14 protein-coding genes and 1 pseudogene are annotated in these 17,532 nt (G+C 70.5%); 6 read left to right on the top strand and 9 right to left on the bottom strand.

Annotated features, from left to right (window positions below):
* Window positions 1-2 precede the first annotated feature (2 nt).
* Window positions 3-1,307, bottom strand: a pseudogene (gene thrS, locus ACIBBB_RS30360) (threonine--tRNA ligase); the annotation flags it as partial.
* Window positions 1,308-1,584: 277 nt separating this feature from the next.
* Between thrS and ACIBBB_RS30355 the strand changes: the two are divergent.
* Window positions 1,585-4,884 carry a LamG-like jellyroll fold domain-containing protein gene (locus ACIBBB_RS30355; protein ID WP_398987613.1) on the top strand — a complete coding sequence of 1,100 codons (3,300 nt, stop codon included), beginning with the start codon at window positions 1,585-1,587 and terminating at the stop codon, window positions 4,882-4,884.
* A 77-nt stretch (window positions 4,885-4,961) separates the two neighbouring features.
* On the opposite strand, the gene ACIBBB_RS30350 is transcribed toward ACIBBB_RS30355, so the two are convergent.
* The gene (locus ACIBBB_RS30350) at window positions 4,962-6,092 is read right to left on the bottom strand and encodes a lectin (protein WP_398987611.1); all 1,131 of its coding nucleotides are present in this window, start codon (window positions 6,090-6,092) and stop codon (window positions 4,962-4,964) included.
* A 167-nt stretch (window positions 6,093-6,259) separates the two neighbouring features.
* Window positions 6,260-7,393 carry a galactosyldiacylglycerol synthase gene (locus ACIBBB_RS30345; protein WP_398987609.1) on the bottom strand — a complete coding sequence of 378 codons (1,134 nt, stop codon included), beginning with the start codon at window positions 7,391-7,393 and terminating at the stop codon, window positions 6,260-6,262.
* A gap of 246 nt (window positions 7,394-7,639) precedes the next feature.
* Here ACIBBB_RS30345 and ACIBBB_RS30340 point away from each other — a divergent pair, with 246 nt between their 5' ends.
* Both ACIBBB_RS30340 and ACIBBB_RS30335 read left to right on the top strand, forming a co-directional pair.
* Entirely contained in the window at window positions 7,640-8,455 is an 816-nt protein-coding gene (locus ACIBBB_RS30340; protein WP_398987607.1) for an SDR family NAD(P)-dependent oxidoreductase, read from the top strand.
* 236 nt (window positions 8,456-8,691) lie between these two features.
* Entirely contained in the window at window positions 8,692-9,384 is a 693-nt protein-coding gene (locus tag ACIBBB_RS30335) for a polysaccharide deacetylase family protein (protein ID WP_398987762.1), read from the top strand.
* A 46-nt stretch (window positions 9,385-9,430) separates the two neighbouring features.
* On the opposite strand, the gene ACIBBB_RS30330 is transcribed toward ACIBBB_RS30335, so the two are convergent.
* Window positions 9,431-9,967, bottom strand: a complete 537-nt coding sequence (locus ACIBBB_RS30330; protein WP_398987605.1) for a GNAT family N-acetyltransferase — start codon at window positions 9,965-9,967, stop codon at window positions 9,431-9,433.
* A gap of 233 nt (window positions 9,968-10,200) precedes the next feature.
* On the opposite strand from ACIBBB_RS30330, the gene ACIBBB_RS30325 reads away from it, so the two are divergent.
* Both ACIBBB_RS30325 and ACIBBB_RS30320 read left to right on the top strand, forming a co-directional pair.
* Complete coding sequence (locus ACIBBB_RS30325; RefSeq protein ID WP_398987603.1) at window positions 10,201-10,458, top strand: type B 50S ribosomal protein L31; 258 nt, start codon at window positions 10,201-10,203, stop codon at window positions 10,456-10,458.
* A 172-nt stretch (window positions 10,459-10,630) separates the two neighbouring features.
* A complete protein-coding gene (locus ACIBBB_RS30320; protein ID WP_398987601.1) occupies window positions 10,631-11,002 on the top strand; it encodes a VOC family protein in 372 nt (123 codons plus the stop codon).
* Between the two features lie 207 nt (window positions 11,003-11,209).
* Here the strand turns inward: ACIBBB_RS30320 and ACIBBB_RS30315 are convergent, their stop codons facing one another.
* The 4 genes from ACIBBB_RS30315 to ACIBBB_RS30300 form a co-directional block, all read right to left on the bottom strand.
* A complete protein-coding gene (locus ACIBBB_RS30315) occupies window positions 11,210-12,604 on the bottom strand; it encodes an MFS transporter (protein WP_398987599.1) in 1,395 nt (464 codons plus the stop codon).
* 115 nt (window positions 12,605-12,719) lie between these two features.
* On the bottom strand, window positions 12,720-13,220 hold the full coding sequence (locus tag ACIBBB_RS30310; RefSeq protein WP_398987597.1) for an RpiB/LacA/LacB family sugar-phosphate isomerase: 501 nt from the start codon (window positions 13,218-13,220) through the stop codon (window positions 12,720-12,722).
* 3 nt (window positions 13,221-13,223) lie between these two features.
* Window positions 13,224-14,222: a ribokinase gene (locus tag ACIBBB_RS30305; protein ID WP_398987595.1), complete on the bottom strand. Its 999-nt coding sequence runs from the start codon at window positions 14,220-14,222 to the stop codon at window positions 13,224-13,226.
* A gap of 229 nt (window positions 14,223-14,451) precedes the next feature.
* On the bottom strand, window positions 14,452-15,462 hold the full coding sequence (locus tag ACIBBB_RS30300) for a LacI family DNA-binding transcriptional regulator (RefSeq protein WP_398987592.1): 1,011 nt from the start codon (window positions 15,460-15,462) through the stop codon (window positions 14,452-14,454).
* A gap of 280 nt (window positions 15,463-15,742) precedes the next feature.
* Between ACIBBB_RS30300 and ACIBBB_RS30295 the strand changes: the two genes are divergently transcribed.
* On the top strand, window positions 15,743-16,522 hold the full coding sequence (locus ACIBBB_RS30295) for an SDR family NAD(P)-dependent oxidoreductase (RefSeq protein ID WP_398987590.1): 780 nt from the start codon (window positions 15,743-15,745) through the stop codon (window positions 16,520-16,522).
* Between the two features lie 59 nt (window positions 16,523-16,581).
* Here the strand turns inward: ACIBBB_RS30295 and ACIBBB_RS30290 are convergent, their stop codons facing one another.
* Window positions 16,582-17,520 (bottom strand): DMT family transporter, encoded by a 939-nt coding sequence (locus tag ACIBBB_RS30290; protein WP_398987588.1) that lies wholly within the window; start codon window positions 17,518-17,520, stop codon window positions 16,582-16,584.
* Between the last annotated feature and the right edge of the window lie 12 nt (window positions 17,521-17,532).

Raw genomic sequence — 17,532 nt, 5'->3', positions numbered from 1 at the left:
GGTCAGTCCCCGTCCTTGTCCCCGCCCTCGTCCCAGAGGTCGGTGCTGAACGCGCCCACCAGCGCACCGACACGGTCCAGCAGGTTCGCGGCCGGCAGGGCGTCCACGCGCCGCCCGTCCCGCAGGCGCAGCGCCACCGAGTCCCCGGCGGCCTCCCGCGCCCCGATCACCGCCTGGTACGGCACCAGCCTGGCCGCCCTCACACGCGCGCCCAGGGTGCCGTGCTCAGGCCCCGACACCTCCGCCCGCAGCCCCCGCCGCGCACAACGTTCCACGAGCTCCGCGGCCTGCGGGAGTTGGGTGTCGGAGATGGGAAGCACCACGACCTGGGTCGGCGCGAGCCAGCCGGGAAAGGCGCCGCCGTGCTGCTCCACGAGGTGTGCCACGGCCCGCTCCACGCTGCCGATGACGCTGCGGTGGATCATCACGGGCCGGTGCTTGGCACCGTCCGCGCCGATGTAACGCAGATCGAACCGCTCCGGCTGGTGGAAGTCGACCTGGACGGTCGACAAGGTCGACTCCCGTCCGGCCTCGTCGGCGATCTGGACGTCGATCTTCGGGCCGTAGAACGCCGCCTCGCCCTCCACCGCCTCATACGCGACACCCGAGCTGTCCAGGACCTCGGTCAGCAGCGCCGCGGACCGCTCCCACAGGGCCGGATCGGCGACGTACTTCCCGCCGGGGCCCGGCAACGAGAGCCGGAACCGCGCGGGTCGGATGCCCAGCGCCTCGTACGCCCGCCGGATCAGCTCCAGCGCCGCCCGCGCCTCGCCCGCCACCTGGTCCAGGGTGCAGAAGATGTGCGCGTCGTTGAGCTGGATCGACCGTACGCGGGTGAGGCCGCCCAGCACACCGGACAGCTCGGAGCGGTACATGCCGCCCAACTCGGCCATCCGGAGCGGCAGTTCACGGTAACTGTGGGCGCGGGACCGGTAGATCAGCGCATGGTGCGGACAGAGGCTCGGCCGCAGGACGAATTCCTCACCGCCCAGATCCATCGGCGGGAACATGTCGTCCTCGTAGTGCGACCAGTGCCCGGAGATCTCGTACAACTCCCGTTTGCCCAGCACCGGCGAGTACACATGGCGGTAGCCCGCGCGCCGCTCCACGCCGCGGATGTACTCCTCCAGGGCGTGCCGTACGGTCGCGCCGTCGGGCAGCCAGTACGGCAGCCCGGCGCCGATCAGCGGGTCGGTGTCGAACAGGCCCAATTCGCGGCCGAGTCTGCGGTGGTCGTGCATCGTGGTCTCCTCGCTGGTGCGGAGCGAGTGACCGCGTGGCGAAGCCCCGGGGCACTCGCCCCGGGGCTTCGAACTGGGTCAGCAGTCAGCGCGCCGGGACACTCTCCGGCGTCGTCGTCATGGCGGCACGCTTCATGGGACCGACGGTAGAGCCGAAACCCCGCCCACGGCAACGTCATTTCTCCACCGTGGGCCACCGGCGCACCACGAACACCTTCTGTCGTAACTCTGGACACCCGCCGAGCGCGCGTGCTGTCATTCCGCTGCGGACTCTTTCCAACGTTGTAATGACCGGGACGAAATCCCTTCCGCCCCCGTCCGCGCGAGGACATCGAGGACTTCCATGAGACGAAAGCCCGCCACCCGCTCACGCCCACCGCTCCGCTCCCGCCCCTTGCTGCGCTCGCTCCTGCTCGCCGTCGCCCTCCTCCTGCCGACGAGCGGCTTCGCCCCCGCCGCGACGGCCGCCTCCGACGGCACGGCGTCCCCGGTCACGGCGTCCGCCGACGCACCCGCGGACGAGGTGCACGGCCTCAAGGGCGAGTACTTCAGCATGTCCGCGCCCGGCGCGCGCGACTTCGCCGACCTCGGGGGAGTGGCCCTCGACCCGCAGATCGAATTCCCGGGCCTGGCAACGACGTTCGAGTCCCTGACCGGCCGTACGGAGCACACCACGGCCCGCTGGACCGGGCGTATCGAGGCCCCCGCGAGCGGCGACTACACCTTCTACGCGACCGGCGACAACGGCTTCCGGGTGTGGATCGGCGACAGGGCGGTGATCGACCACTGGGAGCCGGACTGGGACAAGGAGCAGACCAGCGAACCGGTGACGCTCACCGCCGGTGAGCCGCAGGAGATCCGGGTCGAGATGTTCCAGGACACCGGCGGCGCGAACATGTTCCTGCGCTGGTCGGGTGCCGGGACCCCGAAGCAGATCGTCCCCGAGTCCGCGTTCACCCCGCCCGCCGACTTCGAGGTCTACCCGGTCTCGCCGACGGTCGGGAAGGACGGCCGCCGGCTCCGCGCGACCTTCGAGTCCAAGGTCGGCGGCACGATCGCGGCGGTCAAGGACCATCTGAAGATCGAGGTCGACACGACCCCGATGCCGGTCTCCTCCGTCGCCCGCACACCCGGTGACCCCTACTCCCTGGACATCACACTGCGGGCGACGGTCCAGAAGGACCAGCGGGTCAGCTTCCGTTACGACGGTCAGGGCGGCCTCCAGGCCGGCGGCGAGACCGTGCCGGAGATCATGCGCACGGCGGCCAACGACTCCACGCACCGGCTCACCACCGAATGGGGCGACAGGCTCGACCCGGACAACCCGCTGCCCGAGTACCCCCGTCCGCAGCAGGTGCGCGACAACTGGAAGAACCTGAACGGGCCCTGGCAGTTCGCGGGCGCGCGGAAGGGCGAATCGCCGGTCTTCGGCAAGGACCTGGACGAGAAGATCATCGTGCCGTTCCCGGTCGAGTCGCAGCTCTCCGGTCTCGAACGCCACGAGGACCACATGTTCTACCGCAAGCTCGTGGAGGTCCCGAAGAACTGGAAGGTCGGCAGCGGCAAGCGGCTGAAGCTCAACTTCGACGCCGTCGACTACGCGACCCGCGTCTGGGTCAACGGCACCCAGGTCACCGAACACACCGGCGGATACACGGCGTTCGGCGCCGACATCACCGACGCGCTCAGAAACGGCGGCGAGGGCCCGCAGGAGATCGTCGTCGCCGTCACCGACACCAACGGCCCCAACCAGCCGATGGGCAAGCAGTCGACCGACCCCGGCGGCATCGTCTACACCCAGTCCTCGGGCATCTGGCAGACGGTCTGGATGGAGCCGGTCGCGACGGCGGCCGTCGACGAACTCCTCACCACGCCCGACATCGACTCCCGCAGCCTGGCCGTCACCGTCAACTCCGCCAAGGCCTCACCCGACGCCAAGGTCAGGGCGGTCGCCCGCGACGCCAGGGGCAGGATCGTCTCGGCGGTCAGCGGCCGGCCCGGCACCGAACTGCGCCTCCCGATCAAGAACCAGCGGCTCTGGACCCCGGACGACCCGTACCTCTACGACCTCGACGTCACCCTCACCGACGGCCGTTCCACCGACAGCGTCGACAGCTACTTCGGCATGCGGTCCGTCGGCGTCGAGGAGGTCGGCGGCTACCAGAAACTCGTGCTCAACGGGAAGCCGATCTTCTCCCTCGCCATGCTGGACCAGGGATTCTGGCCCGACGGCCTCTACACCCAGCCCAGCGACGCGGCGCTCGCCTTCGACCTCGAAGCCCAGAAGAAGCTGGGCTTCAACGCCGTACGCAAGCACATCAAGGTCGAGTCGGCCCGCTTCTACCACCACGCCGACAAGCTCGGTCTGCTCGTCTGGCAGGACTTCGTCTCCAGCGACATCACCAACGAGGCGGGCCGGCGGACCTTCGTCGACGAGGGCATGCGGATGATGCGGCAGCTGCACAACTCGCCCTCCGTCATCGGCTGGATCGTCTTCAACGAGGGCTGGGGCGAGTGGAACCGTGAGGAGACCGGCCGGATCGCCGAATCGGTGAAGCAGACCGACCCCTCCCGGATCGTCAACGCGCACAGTGGCGTCAACTGCTGCTCGTCCAAGGGGGATTCGGGCAAGGGCGAGATCATCGACCACCACGACTATCTCAACAACGACGCCCCGTTCCCCGACCATCGCGCCGCGATGGACGGTGAGCACGGCGGCTTCACGCTCCGCACCCCGGGGCACATGTGGCCGGGCCCGCCCGCCGCGATCTACAGCGGGGTGGCGGACAAGGACGCGCTCACCGCGAAGTACGTCGAGAACACCACCGAGTTCTATCTCGAAGCGGCGAACGCGGAGCTGTCGGGCTCCGTCTACACCCAGGTCAGCGACCTGGAGAACGAGCTCAACGGCTTCTACACCTACGACCGCCGGCAGATCAAGGTCGACCCCGCGCGGGTGCGGGCCGTCAACCTGAAGGTCATCAAGGCCGGGGCCGAAGCCGGCGAGCGGGATGAGCTGAGCGGCGGCGGGCACTGGCCGCTGGACGAGGGGAAGGGCACCACGTCCCGGGACACGGGCCCGAACGGCGAGCCGCTGAGCCTCGTCGGCGGTCCGGCCTGGACACCTGGCGTCAGCGGCTCGGCACTGGCCTTCGACGGAAAGGGCCAGTACGCGCAGACCGAAGGACCGGTGGTCGACACCACCAAGAGCTACTCGGTGTCGGCGTGGGTCACTCTCGATGCCCTCCCCGGCAACTACGCGACGGCGGTCAGCCAGGACGGCCGGCGTACGGAGAATCCGTTCTATCTCCAGTACGGCCAGGGCGCGTTCGCGTTCAGCACTCCCGGCGGCAACCGCGCACGCCTGGTGACCGAGCCGGAGACTGGCCGCTGGTACCACCTCGTCGGGGTCCGTGACTCGGCGTCCGACGACATCAGGCTGTACGTCGACGGTGTGCCGGCCGCGACCGCCGCGGCGGGTCCGGTCGACGTGAGCACCGGACCGCTGTCGGTCGGCCGCGCCAAGTACGACGGCGCCAAGGGCGACTTCTGGAACGGATCGATCGACCAGGTGCGCGTCTACGACAAGGCCCTGACGGACAGTCAGGTCAAGGAACTGCACGAGGAGGAAGTGCCGCGCTGACGCGGGCGGACGGACGGCGTGTGGCCCCGGGGGAGAGCCCCCGGGGCCACACGGTGTGACCGTCCTGCCGACGCGGATCAGCAGTACAGGTTGCCGCCCGGCGAGACACCCAGGATCTGGGTGAAGCGCTGGTAGTTGTTGATCCGGCTCTGGACCGTGGCGGGGTTGCGTCCGTCGCACTCCAGCGAGCCGTTGATGGAGCGGATCGTCTGGCCGAAGCCGGCCTGGTTGACCATCGCGTTGTGCGGGGTCATCGTGCCGGGACCGTTCTGGGTGTTCCAGTACCAGAGGCCGGTCTTCCAGGCGACGGCCGAGTCGTTCTGGACACGCCACGGGTCGGCGAGCAGGTTGATGCCCAGCGCGTCACCGGCCGCCTTGTAGTTGAAGTTCCAGCTGAGCTGGATCGGACCGCGGCCGTAGTACGCGGCCTGACCGGCCGGGCAGCCGTACGACTGCGACGTGTCGCAGTAGTGCGGGTAGTTGGCCGTGTTCTGCTCGACGATGTGGACGAGACCGCCGGTCTCGTGACTGACGTTGGCGAGGAAGGCCGCGGCCTCCTGGCGCTTGACGGTGTCGCTGCCGGTGTTCGCGAAGGCCGGGTAGGCGCTCAGCGCGGCGGTGAGACCGCCGTAGCTGTAGAAGCCGTTGCGGCCCGGGAACATCTGGTTGAACTGGGACTCACTGACGACGAAGCCGCCCGGCGACGGGTTTCCGCCACCGGCGCTGGGCGCGTTCCACTTCTGGTTCGACTGGCCCGTACAGGTCCAGATCTGGAGCCGGGTGCCGTTCGCCGTGCTGCGGTTCTGGATGTCCAGGCACTTGTTCGCCTGGGGGTTGACGATGTCGTTCGCGCCGGAGACGGTCCAGCGCTGGTTCGCGGCGCCGGTGCAGTCCCACAGATGGACGAGGGCTCCGTCGGCGGTGCTGTTGTTGGAGACGTCCAAACACTTGCCGAGTGCGCGCAGCGTGCCGTCACCCGGGTTCGACCAGCGCTGGGCGTTGCTGCCGTTGCAGTCGTAGATCTGTACGGGGGTGCCGTTGGCGCTGCTCGCCCCGGCGATGTCGACGCATTTGCCGCCCAGACCGGTGATCTGACCGTCGGCGGCCTGGGCGGCCGGGGCGGTGAAGAGAGTGGCGATGAGGGCCGCGACCGCGATGAGGATCGCGGAGCGCAGGAGGGAGAGGCCTCTGCCGGATTTGCTCAACATCTCTGAATGTTTTCCCTTCGCGCCAACGGCGCACAGAGCCCTGCCGACGACGCGACAGGGCCAAGGAGGAGATGTGCGGGAGGTGTGTCGATTGGATTGAATGGGAAGGTCTAGACCTTGTCAAGTGCATGGCCAAACCAGCTGGTTGACGTCATGTCACACGGGACCTACGGCGGGGGGCCTGGCCATGCCCCTGCCAGATCCTCCAGGCGCGGCAGCGCGTCGGCGGCGAACAGACGCCGAGCCTCGGCGGCGCGCCGTTCGCGTACGGGACCTGGCACCGTCACCTCGTCCAGGACCCGGACCAGCGACCGCGGACCGGTCGCGTGGGCCGTGAGGCCCTCCTCGGCCATCCGTCGCACTCCGTCCTTGCCGTGCCCGGGAATGGGCCGGTAGCCGATCACCGGAAGTCCCGTCGCCAGTGCCTCCAGAGCCGTCTGTCCGGCGGCGTTGTCGACGAGCGCGTGGGACGCGGCCAGCAGGCCGGGCATGTCCGTCACCCAGCCGAGGGCCATGACACCGGGCGTCCGGGACACCCGCGAGCGGAGCTGATTGTTCCTGCCGCAGAGGACGACCGGCAGAAAACCCGCGTCGGCGATGACCCGTGCCGTCCCCCGCACGTGATTTCCGGCCCCCCAGGCACCCGTCGAGATCAGCACGGGTCCCCGCTCCGTACCACCGAGGACGCCCGCCCAGCCGTCAGCCTCCGCCGGTGCGCGGAAGCGATCCGCCACGAGGGGGCCCGAGACAACGGCGGAGCGGCCCACCGCGCGCCGTACCTCACCGGCGATACCGGACGTGAGGCACAGACTGAGGTCGTTGCCCGGGTGCAGCCACTGCCGGTGGACCGCGAAGTCCGTGATCACCACGGCGCTGGGTACGGTCAGGCTCCCCCGAGCCCGAAGCCTGCCGGTGAGCTGGGCGGCGAGATGGAACACCGGAACGATCACATGCGGTCGCCACTCCTCGACCAACCGGAGAAACCGTTTCTCGGCCAGGGCGGCCAGCGGTCCGTTACCGGGCCGTGGTCCCTTGCCGGGCCGTAGGAACACCGCGTACACACCCGCGTACACGGCGGGCATATGACAGACGGCCATCCGGTAGAACTCCCGCACCCCGCGACCGACGCCGGGAGGCAGCAGTTCGAGGACGTCCACCTCGGCAGCGGTGTGCCCGGTGTCTTCCAGCCTCCTCATCAACTCCGCCGCCACCGCGGCGTGGCCCGACCCCATGCCGGCGCTCACGATCAGGAAACGCTTGCCCGTGGATGTCTTTCCGTCGTTCCCGGACGAGGGATCCATGCCCGCTCCGCATCGAGTTCACTGTTGCTCATCCCGATGTACCGGGCTCCGCGCGATCTCAAACGGGACGCTCACACCGGCCAGGACCGGCGGAAGCCCTTGGTGTGAATGTCGGCCATGAAGGGTTGTGCGGCCCCTGGACGGGTCATATCCCGATGAGTCCACTTGGCGGGCCAGGCGTCTTCCGTCCTGGTCAGCCGCCACATCGCGGCGACGGCCGCTCACGGCGTCGATACAGGGGCAGCCATGGCACCCAGCCTTTCCCGCCCCGATCAGGCCGACACCGCCCGCGCCCCGTCCGGCCCCGGACAGCCGACCCCGCGCACCGCTCTGGTCACCGGAGCCTCGTCAGGCATCGGGGCGGCGGTGGCCAAGCGGATCGCCGCCGAGCGTGGCTGGCGGCTCGTGGTCAGCGGTCGGGACCAACGGCGCCTGGCGGAGATCGCAGGCCTGACCTCGTCCATTCCCCTGCGGGCAGACCTCGCCACGTCCGCCGGGGTCGAACACCTGGTGACGGGCGCTCTCGATGCCGTCGGCCACATCGACCTGCTCGTGGCCGCTGCCGGGGTCGGGTGGGCCGGCCCACTGCCGTCGATGCCGGCGGCCGCCGTCGACGAGGTACTCACGGTGAACCTGACAGCGGTGGCACATCTCGTCCGGCTCGTCCTCCCGGGCATGCTCGCCGCAGGGCGGGGGCAGATCGTGCTGGTGGGTTCCACGGCGGGTACCTACGGCGTGCGCCAGGAAGTCGTCTACTCGGCCGCGAAGGCCGGTATCGAAGCCCTCGCCGAGTCACTTCGCCACGAACTGCGTGACACCGGAGTCCGCGTCCTGCATGTCGTCCCCGCCGCCGTGGACACACCGTTCTTCGAACGTCGCGGGACCCCTTACACCCGGGGCGTGCCCCGTCCGCTCCCGCCGGACCGGGTCGCCGAAGCGCTCTGGGACGCTCTCGTGCACGGGCGGGAAGAGGTCTTCGCGCCGCGCTGGCTGGGCCTGCCCCGGCGACTGCGGGGCGTGGCGCCCGGTCTCTTCCGGCGCCTCGCCTCCCGCTTCGGCTGACGCCGCCGCGCTCGCGGGTCGCCGTCCGTCGCGGGGGCCGGGATACTTACGGAGAGGAAACCGCCGCGGGGCCTGTGGTCGTGGTCAGCACCCTGACTGTCGAAGGGCGAGGCCGAATGGACGTTCATCCCGGGACCGTGCGGGGACGTCGGGTGGCGCCGCGTGGCCGTGGCCTCGGCCCAGTCACCCCGACCCGTCTGCTCGCGACCGCTCCGGCGCTGGCGCTCGCCGCCCACATGGCTCCGGCCGGCACCTGGCTCGCGGGACCGCGCAGAGCGTTCTTCCCCGGGCTGGCCGGCGTCGGCCGCTCCGACCATGTGGCACTCACTTTCGACGACGGCCCGGATCCGCGATCCACACCGCGCTTTCTCGACCTGCTCGACGAACTCCACACCCACGCGACCTTTTTCGTGATCGGCGCCGCTCTCCTGCGCCATCCGCGACTCGGCCGCGAGATCACACGCCGGGGTCATGAGGTCGCGGTGCACGGGTGGACGCACAGCCGCCCCTGGCTGCCCACCCCGGGCCAGGACACTCGTGAGCTTGCCCGCGCCGCCCAGGTGGTGCGCTCCGTCTGCGGAACCCCACCGCTCTGGTACAGGCCGCCTTACGGAATCCTGACCGGCGGCCGTCTGCTCGCCGCCCGGCGGACGGGACTGCGGCCGGTTCTCTGGACAGCGTGGGGAAAGGACTGGACCGCCGAGGCGACCGCCGCGTCGGTGCTGGCGAACGTGCGACGCGATCTGCGTGGCGGCGGCACGGTACTTCTCCACGACTCCGACCGGACGTCGGCGCCGGGCTGCTGGCGGTCGGCGCTGGAGGCGCTGCCCGACCTTGTCGACGGCTGCCGGTCGAAGGGCATGGAAGTGGGCCCACTTGTCGAACACCGGGGCTTCGCGGATGATCCGGGCGAATCCCCGGCGGAGTAACTCGGCCCGCGGCGGGGGCCGTTCGTCCCGGCTGACCACAATGCCCTCAGCGCATGGCCGCCGTGGGACCGCTCGCGTCGAGATCACCTTTGCGCAGACGGTAGACCTGCAATGACAGGTTGTAGTACTTCTCCGTCTCGCCGACCCACTCCATCCCGACCCGTCGGGCCGTCGCCGCACCGCGCCTGTTCCGGGGCCGTACCACCGCGAACAGTTCCTCCACGCCGGCCTCCGACTCGAAAGCCTGGTGCGCCACGGCATGCCCGGCCTCGGCGGCCAGGCCCTGACCCCACAGATCGGGCGCCAGCTGCCAGCCGATCTCCAGATCGCTGCCGAACGGAGGGAGCGGCAGCAGGGCCACACCTCCGATCAGCTCGGCGGTCTCGCGCAGCGAGATGGCCCACCGGCCCTGGGGAGGTTCGAGGGTGGCCGACTCGGTCATCCAGCGCTCGATGAGGCGCTCCATGGCCGCCAGGTCGGACACCGGCTCCAGGGCCGGGGCCAGCCATCGGGACACCTTGTCAACACCGTAGACGGGCAGCGCGGCTTCGGCGTCGCCCGGCGCCCATGGTCGGAGGGTCAACCGCGGAGTGGTGATCCGGGAGCCTTCCACAGTGACCCGATGTATTCGGTCAGCCATATAACGAGAATATCACCGGAACACCTGGTCAGTCGGGGGTCGTGCGGTTCAACTACCTCTTTTCCGGCCATGGCTGGCCCACCGGAATTCAGCGGAATACCCGGGCCCCGCGCGCCGTTCTACTAGATACCTGGGGGAGAAGAGGCCTCAGGTGGTCGGCGATAGGAGGATCCCGTATGAAGTCTCGTATACACCCCGTGTCCCGTCCGGTGGTATTCCGGGACCGCGCCGCCGACTACGCGTTTCTGACGCGGTCGACAGCCGACTCCGACAAGACCATCGAGTGGGAGGACGGGAAGAGGTACCCCGTGATCGACGTCGAGACATCGTCGGCGAGCCACCCCTTCTACACCGGTAACTCGCAGGTTCTTGACACCGCGGGTCGTGTGGAGCGATTCGAGCGCCGTTACGGCGACGCCTCGAAACGCGGATGAGCGGCGCCGGGAGGCGTCGGCGCGAAAACGGAGACCTTGAACCCCGGTAGCGGGATCGGAAGATCAAGCTGCCGGGGTTCTCTTGTGCGCTCGCGTTCAGGCGTGCGGATTCCCGCCGTCGAACAGCCGAATCGGATTGATCACTGTCGGCGGACTCTGACACCATCGCACGATGATCACTATCGGGACCATCGTGATGGGTGCCGCCGACGTCCGCCGCGCCACGGACTTCTGGACCCGGGCCCTGGACTACGTTCCGCGTGACGGCGTGGTGGAGGACGACTGGGTCGTCCTCGTCCCCGCGCACGGCCCCGGGCCGGGTCTCTCTCTCGGGCTCAGCGTGACGCCGGTGCAGGAACACCCCCGCGTCCACCTCGATCTCTACGCGCGCGACGCCGCCGAGCAGGCCGCGGAAGTGGAGCGCCTGGTCTCCCTGGGCGCCGAACGCGTCGACTGGGACCGCTATCCCGACGACGCCGACTTCGTCGTCCTCGCCGACACCGAGGGCAACCGCTTCTGCGTCATCGACACCGATCACGGCTGAGCGGCCGAGCCCCTGCCGATAACGGACCCGGCCCACGAGGACGTCGTGCCCCTCGGTGACGCGCAGCACCGCCCGGGTGAACGGGCGCATCCGCGCGGCGGTGAGATCCAGGCGGGGCGGCGGCGTCTTCTGTGGCGGGTGGAGCGGGTGGAGCCCACCCACCACAGAAGTATTCGGCGCCGAGGCCGCCGCGGACGCTCACCGGCGTCAGGGGCGGCGCGCCGTTCCCTCCGATCCGGCCGCCGTCCGCTCGGCCGCGCGCGGCCGCGTGATCGTCTCGTCGGCGGCCTCCGCCGCGGCGCGCTCGCGCGGACCCCAGGTCTCCCGCGTCGTCGCGACGCCGAGCAGGCCGACCAGACCGATGACCACGTAGAAACCGGCCGGGCCCGCCCAGCCGAACGACTCCGCCAGCAGCACGGCCAGGAACGGCGCGAACCCGGCCACTGACGCCGCGATCTGATAGCCCAACGAGGCGCCGGACGTACGGGTGTTGGTCTTGAACAACTCAGCGAACCAGGCCGCCTGCGTCCCGGTCAGCGCCGCGTGGATCACGCCGATCGCGATCAGATAGATCAGCACGACGAGCACCGGATTGCCGGTGTTGGCCATCAGGAACATCGGGAAGCCGAAGGCGACCGCCAGCAGACACCCGGCCAGATACAGCTTCCGCCGGCCGATCCGGTCGGTCAGCGCCCCGGACAGCACGGTCGTACCCACCGCGAGCAGGCTCGCGATGACGATGCCCGCGAGCGCGATGCCCCGGTCGTCCTCGTCGCGGTCCGTGATGTACGAGAGCAGATACGTCGCCGTCAGGTAGTACGCGCAGGACTCGACGACGCGCAGCGCGATGATCCGCAGGATGTTGCGCCAGTCGTCGCGCAACACCGTCAGGAGCGGGTTCTTGACGGTTTGGCCGCTCGCCTTGGTCTCTTCGAACTCCGGCGACTCCGTGAGCTTCACCCGGACGACGAGGCCGACGACGATCAGTACCGAGCTGGCCAGGAACGGAACGCGCCATGCCCAGTCGCTGTCGAGGTTCACCGACAGCAGGAAGACGATGTTGGCCAGCGCGATGCCGAGCGGATTGCCCGCCTGCGGTATCGCCGCGTACAGACCGCGCCGCCTGCGCGGTGCGTGCTCGTACGCCATCATCACGGCGCCGCCCCACTCGGCCCCGAACGCCAGGCCCTGGACCATACGGATCAGCACGAGCAGGATCGGCGCGGCGATGCCGGCCTGAGCGTAGGTGGGCAGCACACCGATGAGGACCGTGGCGATGCCCATCGTCAGCAGGGCCGCGACCAGGACGGGCTTACGGCCGTACTTGTCGCCGAGATGGCCACCGACGGCGCCGCCGATGGGGCGCATCAGGAAGCCGACGCCGAGCGTGACGAAGGCCAGCAGGGTGCCGACGACGGGATCGGACTCGGGGAAGAACACGTCACCGAAGTAGAGGGCGGACGCCGTGCCGTACGCGACGAAGTCGTAGTTCTCCACGCAGGTTCCGGCGGCGGCTCCGAGGGAGGTCCTCAGCTTGCCGCGGGTGCTGCCGTCCTGAGCGGTGACGGTGGCCGGGGAGGATGCGCTGTTGCTCGCGCTCATGCCGTAACTCCTAATCTCCTTTGATCACCGGTTACGCGGTGGGGGTACTGCTGCGGGTGGTGTGCGTGGGGAGTGGGGACGGGGGTGCGGGGTTCGGGGAGGCGGAGGGCGACTCTCAGCTGTCCAGGGCGGGTGGCGGCGCGACGGTCCGGCCCGCGGTGAGTTCGCGGGCCGACCTGAGTTCCAGCTCGTGGAGCTTGGCGACCCGCCGGACGGTGTCCTCGTCGTTGTCGAACGTCGCGCCGAGGAACGCCTCGACCACCGCGCCGGCCATCGCCGGGCCGATCAGCCAGGCGCCCATCGCGATGGCGTTCGCGTCGTCGTGCTCGACCGACTGGTGGGCCGAGTAGACGTCGTGCCCGAGACCGCAGCGGATCCCGGCGATCTTGTTGGCCGCCATCAGCGCACCGGCGCCGGTGCCGCACACGAGCACGGCGCGGTCGGCCTCGCCGGTGCGTACGGCGTCGCAGGTGGCGAAGGTGATGTCGGGGAAGTCGACTGGCGCGTCGCTGTCGGTGCCGCGGTCGAGGACGTCGTGGCCGAGCCGTTCAAGAACGCCGCGCACATGCTCCTTCAGCGCGTGTCCGGCGTGGTCGTTGCCCAGAGCGATTCTCATGTGTCAGTCCTTCGTGGTGAGTTGGGTGATGTCGGTGCCCGGCCCGGTGCCGGCGTACGCGGGTGCCTCACCGATCTCGCGCGCGTACGGGATCGAGGCCATCGCCCCGCGCCGGGTCACCGCGACCGCGGCGGCGGCCGAAGCGGTCGCCAGTGCCCCGGGCAGATCGGTCTCGCCCCGGGCGAGGGCCGCCGCGAGATAGCCCGTGTAGGTGTCTCCGGCCGCGGTGGTGTCGACCGCGGTGACCTGTACGGCGGGGATGTGCGCCACCCGGTCGCCGACGTTGGCGTACGCCCCGTCCGCGCCCGTGGTGCAGACGACCACGCAGTCCAGCGCCCGGGCCGTCGCGAGCACCGTTTCCCGCACCTCGCCCCGGCGCACCTCGCCCCGGTCGTCGGCGCCCGCCCCGGCCCCGACCAGCCCGGCCACCGCCCGCATCTCCCCCTCGTTGACCACCAGCAGATCGATGTCGGTCGTCAGACAGCCGGTGTCGGCGGGCGCGGGGGCCGCGTTGAGTACGACGGTGGCACCCCGCTCCTTGGCGAAGCGGGCCGCGTGGGCGACCACCGCCCCCGGGGTCTCCAGTTGGAGGAGTACGAGGTCGCCCGGCGCAGCCCCGGCGAGCCCCGACTCGACATCCTGACGGGTGAGGCGGGCGTTGGCACCGGACGAGACGATGATGCGGTTCTCGCCACCCGCCTCGACGGTGACGACAGCCGTGCCCGTGTGCGTACCGCCGGCCGTTCCCACCCACCTGGTGTCCACCCCGGACTCCGTCAGCGCCCGGCGTACGAGCCGGCCGTGCGCGTCGTCGCCGAGCGCGCCGATCATGACGACCGCGGCGCCCGCCCGTGAGGCGGCCACGGCCTGGTTGCCGCCCTTGCCACCGGCGGTGACCGTCGCGCCCGAGGCGAGCACGGTCTCGCCGGCCGCTGGGAACGCGGGCACCTCCAGGAGCTGGTCGGCGTTGAGGCTGCCGACGACGAAGACGGTGGTGGGCATGGGGGATCCCCGTTCTTGGGTGTGGAAGGCAGGCGCGGTAAGGGCGGCGGGGGCGCCGGTCGGGCGTGCCGCTTCCCGCGAAGGGCCTTGTACGGATGGGCGGTTGTCTGACGTACGACGTGACGGCGGCCGTGCGCCGGTCCCGTCGACACATGGGTCGAAGGGTGGGAGACGGAGTTCCGGACTGCGGGGCGCGGGCCGGGGTGTGGCCGCGTACGCCTCCTGCCGCCTACGCCTTGCGGGGTGTCCCGCCCGACGACTCCCGCACGACGAGGCGCGTCGGGAGCACGACCGATTCGGGTGTGCGGCCCTCGATGACGTCGAGGAGGAGTCCCATCGCCGTCGACCCCATGGCCTGCGCGTCGTGCGCGACGACGGTGAGCGGCGGATCGAGCTCGGAGAACCACTCGATGTCGTCGAAGGCCACCAGATCGATGTCCGATCCGATCCGCAGCCCCCGGCGGCGCAGCGCGCCGAGCGCGCCGACCGCCATCGGACTGTCGGCCGCGAGCAGCGCGGTCGGCGGCCGTCCGCCCGACAACAGCCGGTCGGCGGCCGTCGAACCGCTCGCCGACCGGAAGTCCCCGGAGGTGATCAGCTCCGGGTCGGAATCGAGACCGTGCCGGGCGACGGCGAGAACAAAAGCGTCGTGTCTCGCGCGGCCGGTGGAGATGGACCGGGGGCCGCCGATGTAGCCGACGCGGGTGTGACCGCGGTCGGCGAGATGGGCGACGGCCTGGTCGATGCCCAGCGCGTTGTCGGAGGTCACGCTGGGCACCTCGAACCCGTCGACGGTCCGGTCGACGAAGACGAGGGGCACGGTGGTGGCGAGGGTCCGGAGGTGGGCGCTGTCCTCGCCCTGCGGAGCGATGATGATGCCGTCGACCCGCTGGGTGAGGAAGGACTCCAGGTAGGTGTCCTGCTGCCGCGGATCCTCGTTGGCGTTGGCGAGGAGAGTCACGTACGAGGAGCGCAGCGCCGCTTGTTCGGCGCCGTGCGCCACGTCCGCGAAGAACGGGTTGCGTACGTCGGAGATGAGCAGCCCCACCGTGTGCGAACGGGCCGAACGCAGGGAGCGCGCACGGGCGTCGGGCCGGTAGCCGAGTTCCGCGACGGCGGCGTGGACGCGTTCACGGGCGGCGGGGGAGGTGGAGGGGTTGCCGGAGAGCACCCGGGACGTCGTACCCACGGAGACGCCGGCGAGTGCGGCGACGTCCTTGATGGTCACGGTGCTGTCCATGGGTGCCTCTTGCGGATCGGATACGGGCGGTCGGGCGGTCGGGCGCGGTGGGGCGTGGGGCGGTCCGCCGGGCTGGTGGACCGACGGGACGGTAACCCGAGGTACCTCATCCCGGCCAGGCTCCTGGAAACGTTTCCATGGAATCGTTTCCGAGACAGGATCCTGAGGGCTCTTCTCCGATGCGTCAAGGGGTTCGACCGATCGGTTTCCCGTATCGGTCCGCGCTCGGGGCACGCCCCCCACCAGGCCGGGAGCCCGGCGCGACGTCTAATCTGCGGGGATGGAATCGCAGGCGTACCTCTCCGAACTCTTCTCCCTGGAAGGCCGGGTGGCCCTCGTCACCGGCGGAAGTTCCGGCATCGGCAAGGGCATCACGCGGGCCCTTGCCCGAGCCGGGGCGAGCGTCGTCATCGTGGCGCGCCGGGAGGCCGAACTGGCCGCCACCGTGGACGAGTTGACGGACCGTGGCTGCCGGGCGGCATGGGTGGCCGGCGACCTCGGGACGCGCGAGGGCGTGCGTACGGCGGCCGACGAGGCGGCGGAGGTCTTCGGCGAACCCGACACCCTCGTCAACTGCGCGGGGATCAACCTGCGGCCTCCGATGGGGAAGACCGGCGACGACGTGTGGGACGCGACGATGGCGGTGAATCTTCAGGCGCCGTACCTGCTGGGCGAGCGGTTCGGGCCCGGCATGGCCGAGCGCGGTTTCGGACGGATCATCCATGTCACGTCGCAGCAGGCACACCGGGCCTTCGTCCAGAGCGGTGTCTACGGCGTCTCCAAGGGCGCGTTGGAGTCGCTGACCCGCTCCCAGGCCGAGGCGTGGTCGCCGTACGGGGTGACCTGCAACGCCCTCGTGCCGGGCTTCGTGCTGACGCCGCTCAACGAGCGGCTGTCGTCCGACCCCGAGCGGGTGGCCGCGCTCGCGGCGCGCACGATGATCGGGCGCAACGGGGTGGCGGAGGACTTCGCGGGCGCGGCGGTGTTCCTGGCGAGCCGGGCTTCCTCGTACGTCACGGGGCAGTCGGTCTTCGTGGACGGCGGATTCCACGTGCACTGAGGGGCGGCGGGTCCGTCTCCGGCTCGTGACCAGGCCCTGGGTCCCGGCCGGGCCCGGAATCAGACCTGTTGGCGCGGGCGTTCAGCTTCGGGTGACTCGGCGGCGCCGGCCCGGGCCGCCGACCGGCGGGCGCGCCGGGCACGCACGGCGCGCGTCACGCCAGGCTGCCCCAGCACGATGCCGAGGAACACCAGTACCAGCCCGATGCCCTGGCGCGCGGTGAGGGTGTCTCCGGCGACGAGCGTGCCGAGCAGAACGCCGGTGACCGGGTTGAGGAGACCGATGAGCCCCACCGTCCCGGCGCTCAGGTGCCGCAGGCCGTTGAACCACGCGGTGAAGGCGAGCGCCGTCGCCACGGCGGACAGATAGACGAAACCGAGCGCCGCGCCGCCGTCCAGGACCGGCGGCGCCCCTTCGACGGCGACCGCGACGGGCACGAGAACGGCCCCTCCGGCGATGAGCTGCCAGGACGTCAGTGCGAGCACGTCGACGTCCGGGCACCACTTCTTGGTGAGTATGAAGCCGACCGACGACATCGTCATGGCCGCGACGGAGGCGAGTACGCCGAGCGGATCGATCCCGGTCGCGTTCGTGAGGAGCATGACGCAGACGCCCGCGATCCCGACGCCGGCGCCGACGACCGGCAGTAAGTGCGGGCGCTCCGCCAGCAGCGGCCAGGCCAGCAGCATCATCACCACCGGCGCGGTCGCCATGACCGTCGAGGCGATGCTGGTCGGCAGGAGTTGCGCGGCCACGTAGACGAGGGCGAAGAACGCGCCCATGTTCAGGGTGCCGAGCACCAGCGCCTTCCACCACAGCGCGCCGTGCGGCCGGCGCCGGCTGAGCGCCAGCAGCAGGATCCCGGCGGGCAGCGCCCGGAACACCGCCCCGTACAGCGGGTGGTCAGCCGGCAGATGGCGCTGCGTGACGAAGTACGTCGTGCCCCACGCGATGGGCGCGAGGGCGGTGACGAGTGACCAGCGGGCGGTGGATTCCATGGCGACGATAAT

Origin of the sequence: Streptomyces sp. NPDC051217 (assembly GCF_044455465.1) — a bacterium.
GTDB lineage: Bacteria > Actinomycetota > Actinomycetes > Streptomycetales > Streptomycetaceae > Streptomyces.
This window is presented reverse-complemented; position numbering and strand designations above follow the sequence as displayed.

Excerpts from the sequence above, each read along its gene's own strand:
- ACIBBB_RS30355 (WP_398987613.1), top strand. The coding sequence starts at position 1,585 with ATGAGACGAAAGCCCGCCACCCGCTCACGCCCACCGCTCCGCTCCCGC.
- ACIBBB_RS30350 (WP_398987611.1), bottom strand. The coding sequence starts at position 6,092 with ATGTTGAGCAAATCCGGCAGAGGCCTCTCCCTCCTGCGCTCCGCGATC.
- ACIBBB_RS30345 (WP_398987609.1), bottom strand. The coding sequence starts at position 7,393 with ATGGATCCCTCGTCCGGGAACGACGGAAAGACATCCACGGGCAAGCGT.
- ACIBBB_RS30340 (WP_398987607.1), top strand. The coding sequence starts at position 7,640 with ATGGCACCCAGCCTTTCCCGCCCCGATCAGGCCGACACCGCCCGCGCC.
- ACIBBB_RS30335 (WP_398987762.1), top strand. The coding sequence starts at position 8,692 with ATGGCTCCGGCCGGCACCTGGCTCGCGGGACCGCGCAGAGCGTTCTTC.
- ACIBBB_RS30325 (WP_398987603.1), top strand. The coding sequence starts at position 10,201 with ATGAAGTCTCGTATACACCCCGTGTCCCGTCCGGTGGTATTCCGGGAC.
- ACIBBB_RS30320 (WP_398987601.1), top strand. The coding sequence starts at position 10,631 with ATGATCACTATCGGGACCATCGTGATGGGTGCCGCCGACGTCCGCCGC.
- ACIBBB_RS30315 (WP_398987599.1), bottom strand. The coding sequence starts at position 12,604 with ATGAGCGCGAGCAACAGCGCATCCTCCCCGGCCACCGTCACCGCTCAG.
- ACIBBB_RS30310 (WP_398987597.1), bottom strand. The coding sequence starts at position 13,220 with ATGAGAATCGCTCTGGGCAACGACCACGCCGGACACGCGCTGAAGGAG.
- ACIBBB_RS30305 (WP_398987595.1), bottom strand. The coding sequence starts at position 14,222 with ATGCCCACCACCGTCTTCGTCGTCGGCAGCCTCAACGCCGACCAGCTC.
- ACIBBB_RS30300 (WP_398987592.1), bottom strand. The coding sequence starts at position 15,462 with ATGGACAGCACCGTGACCATCAAGGACGTCGCCGCACTCGCCGGCGTC.
- ACIBBB_RS30295 (WP_398987590.1), top strand. The coding sequence starts at position 15,743 with ATGGAATCGCAGGCGTACCTCTCCGAACTCTTCTCCCTGGAAGGCCGG.
- ACIBBB_RS30290 (WP_398987588.1), bottom strand. The coding sequence starts at position 17,520 with ATGGAATCCACCGCCCGCTGGTCACTCGTCACCGCCCTCGCGCCCATC.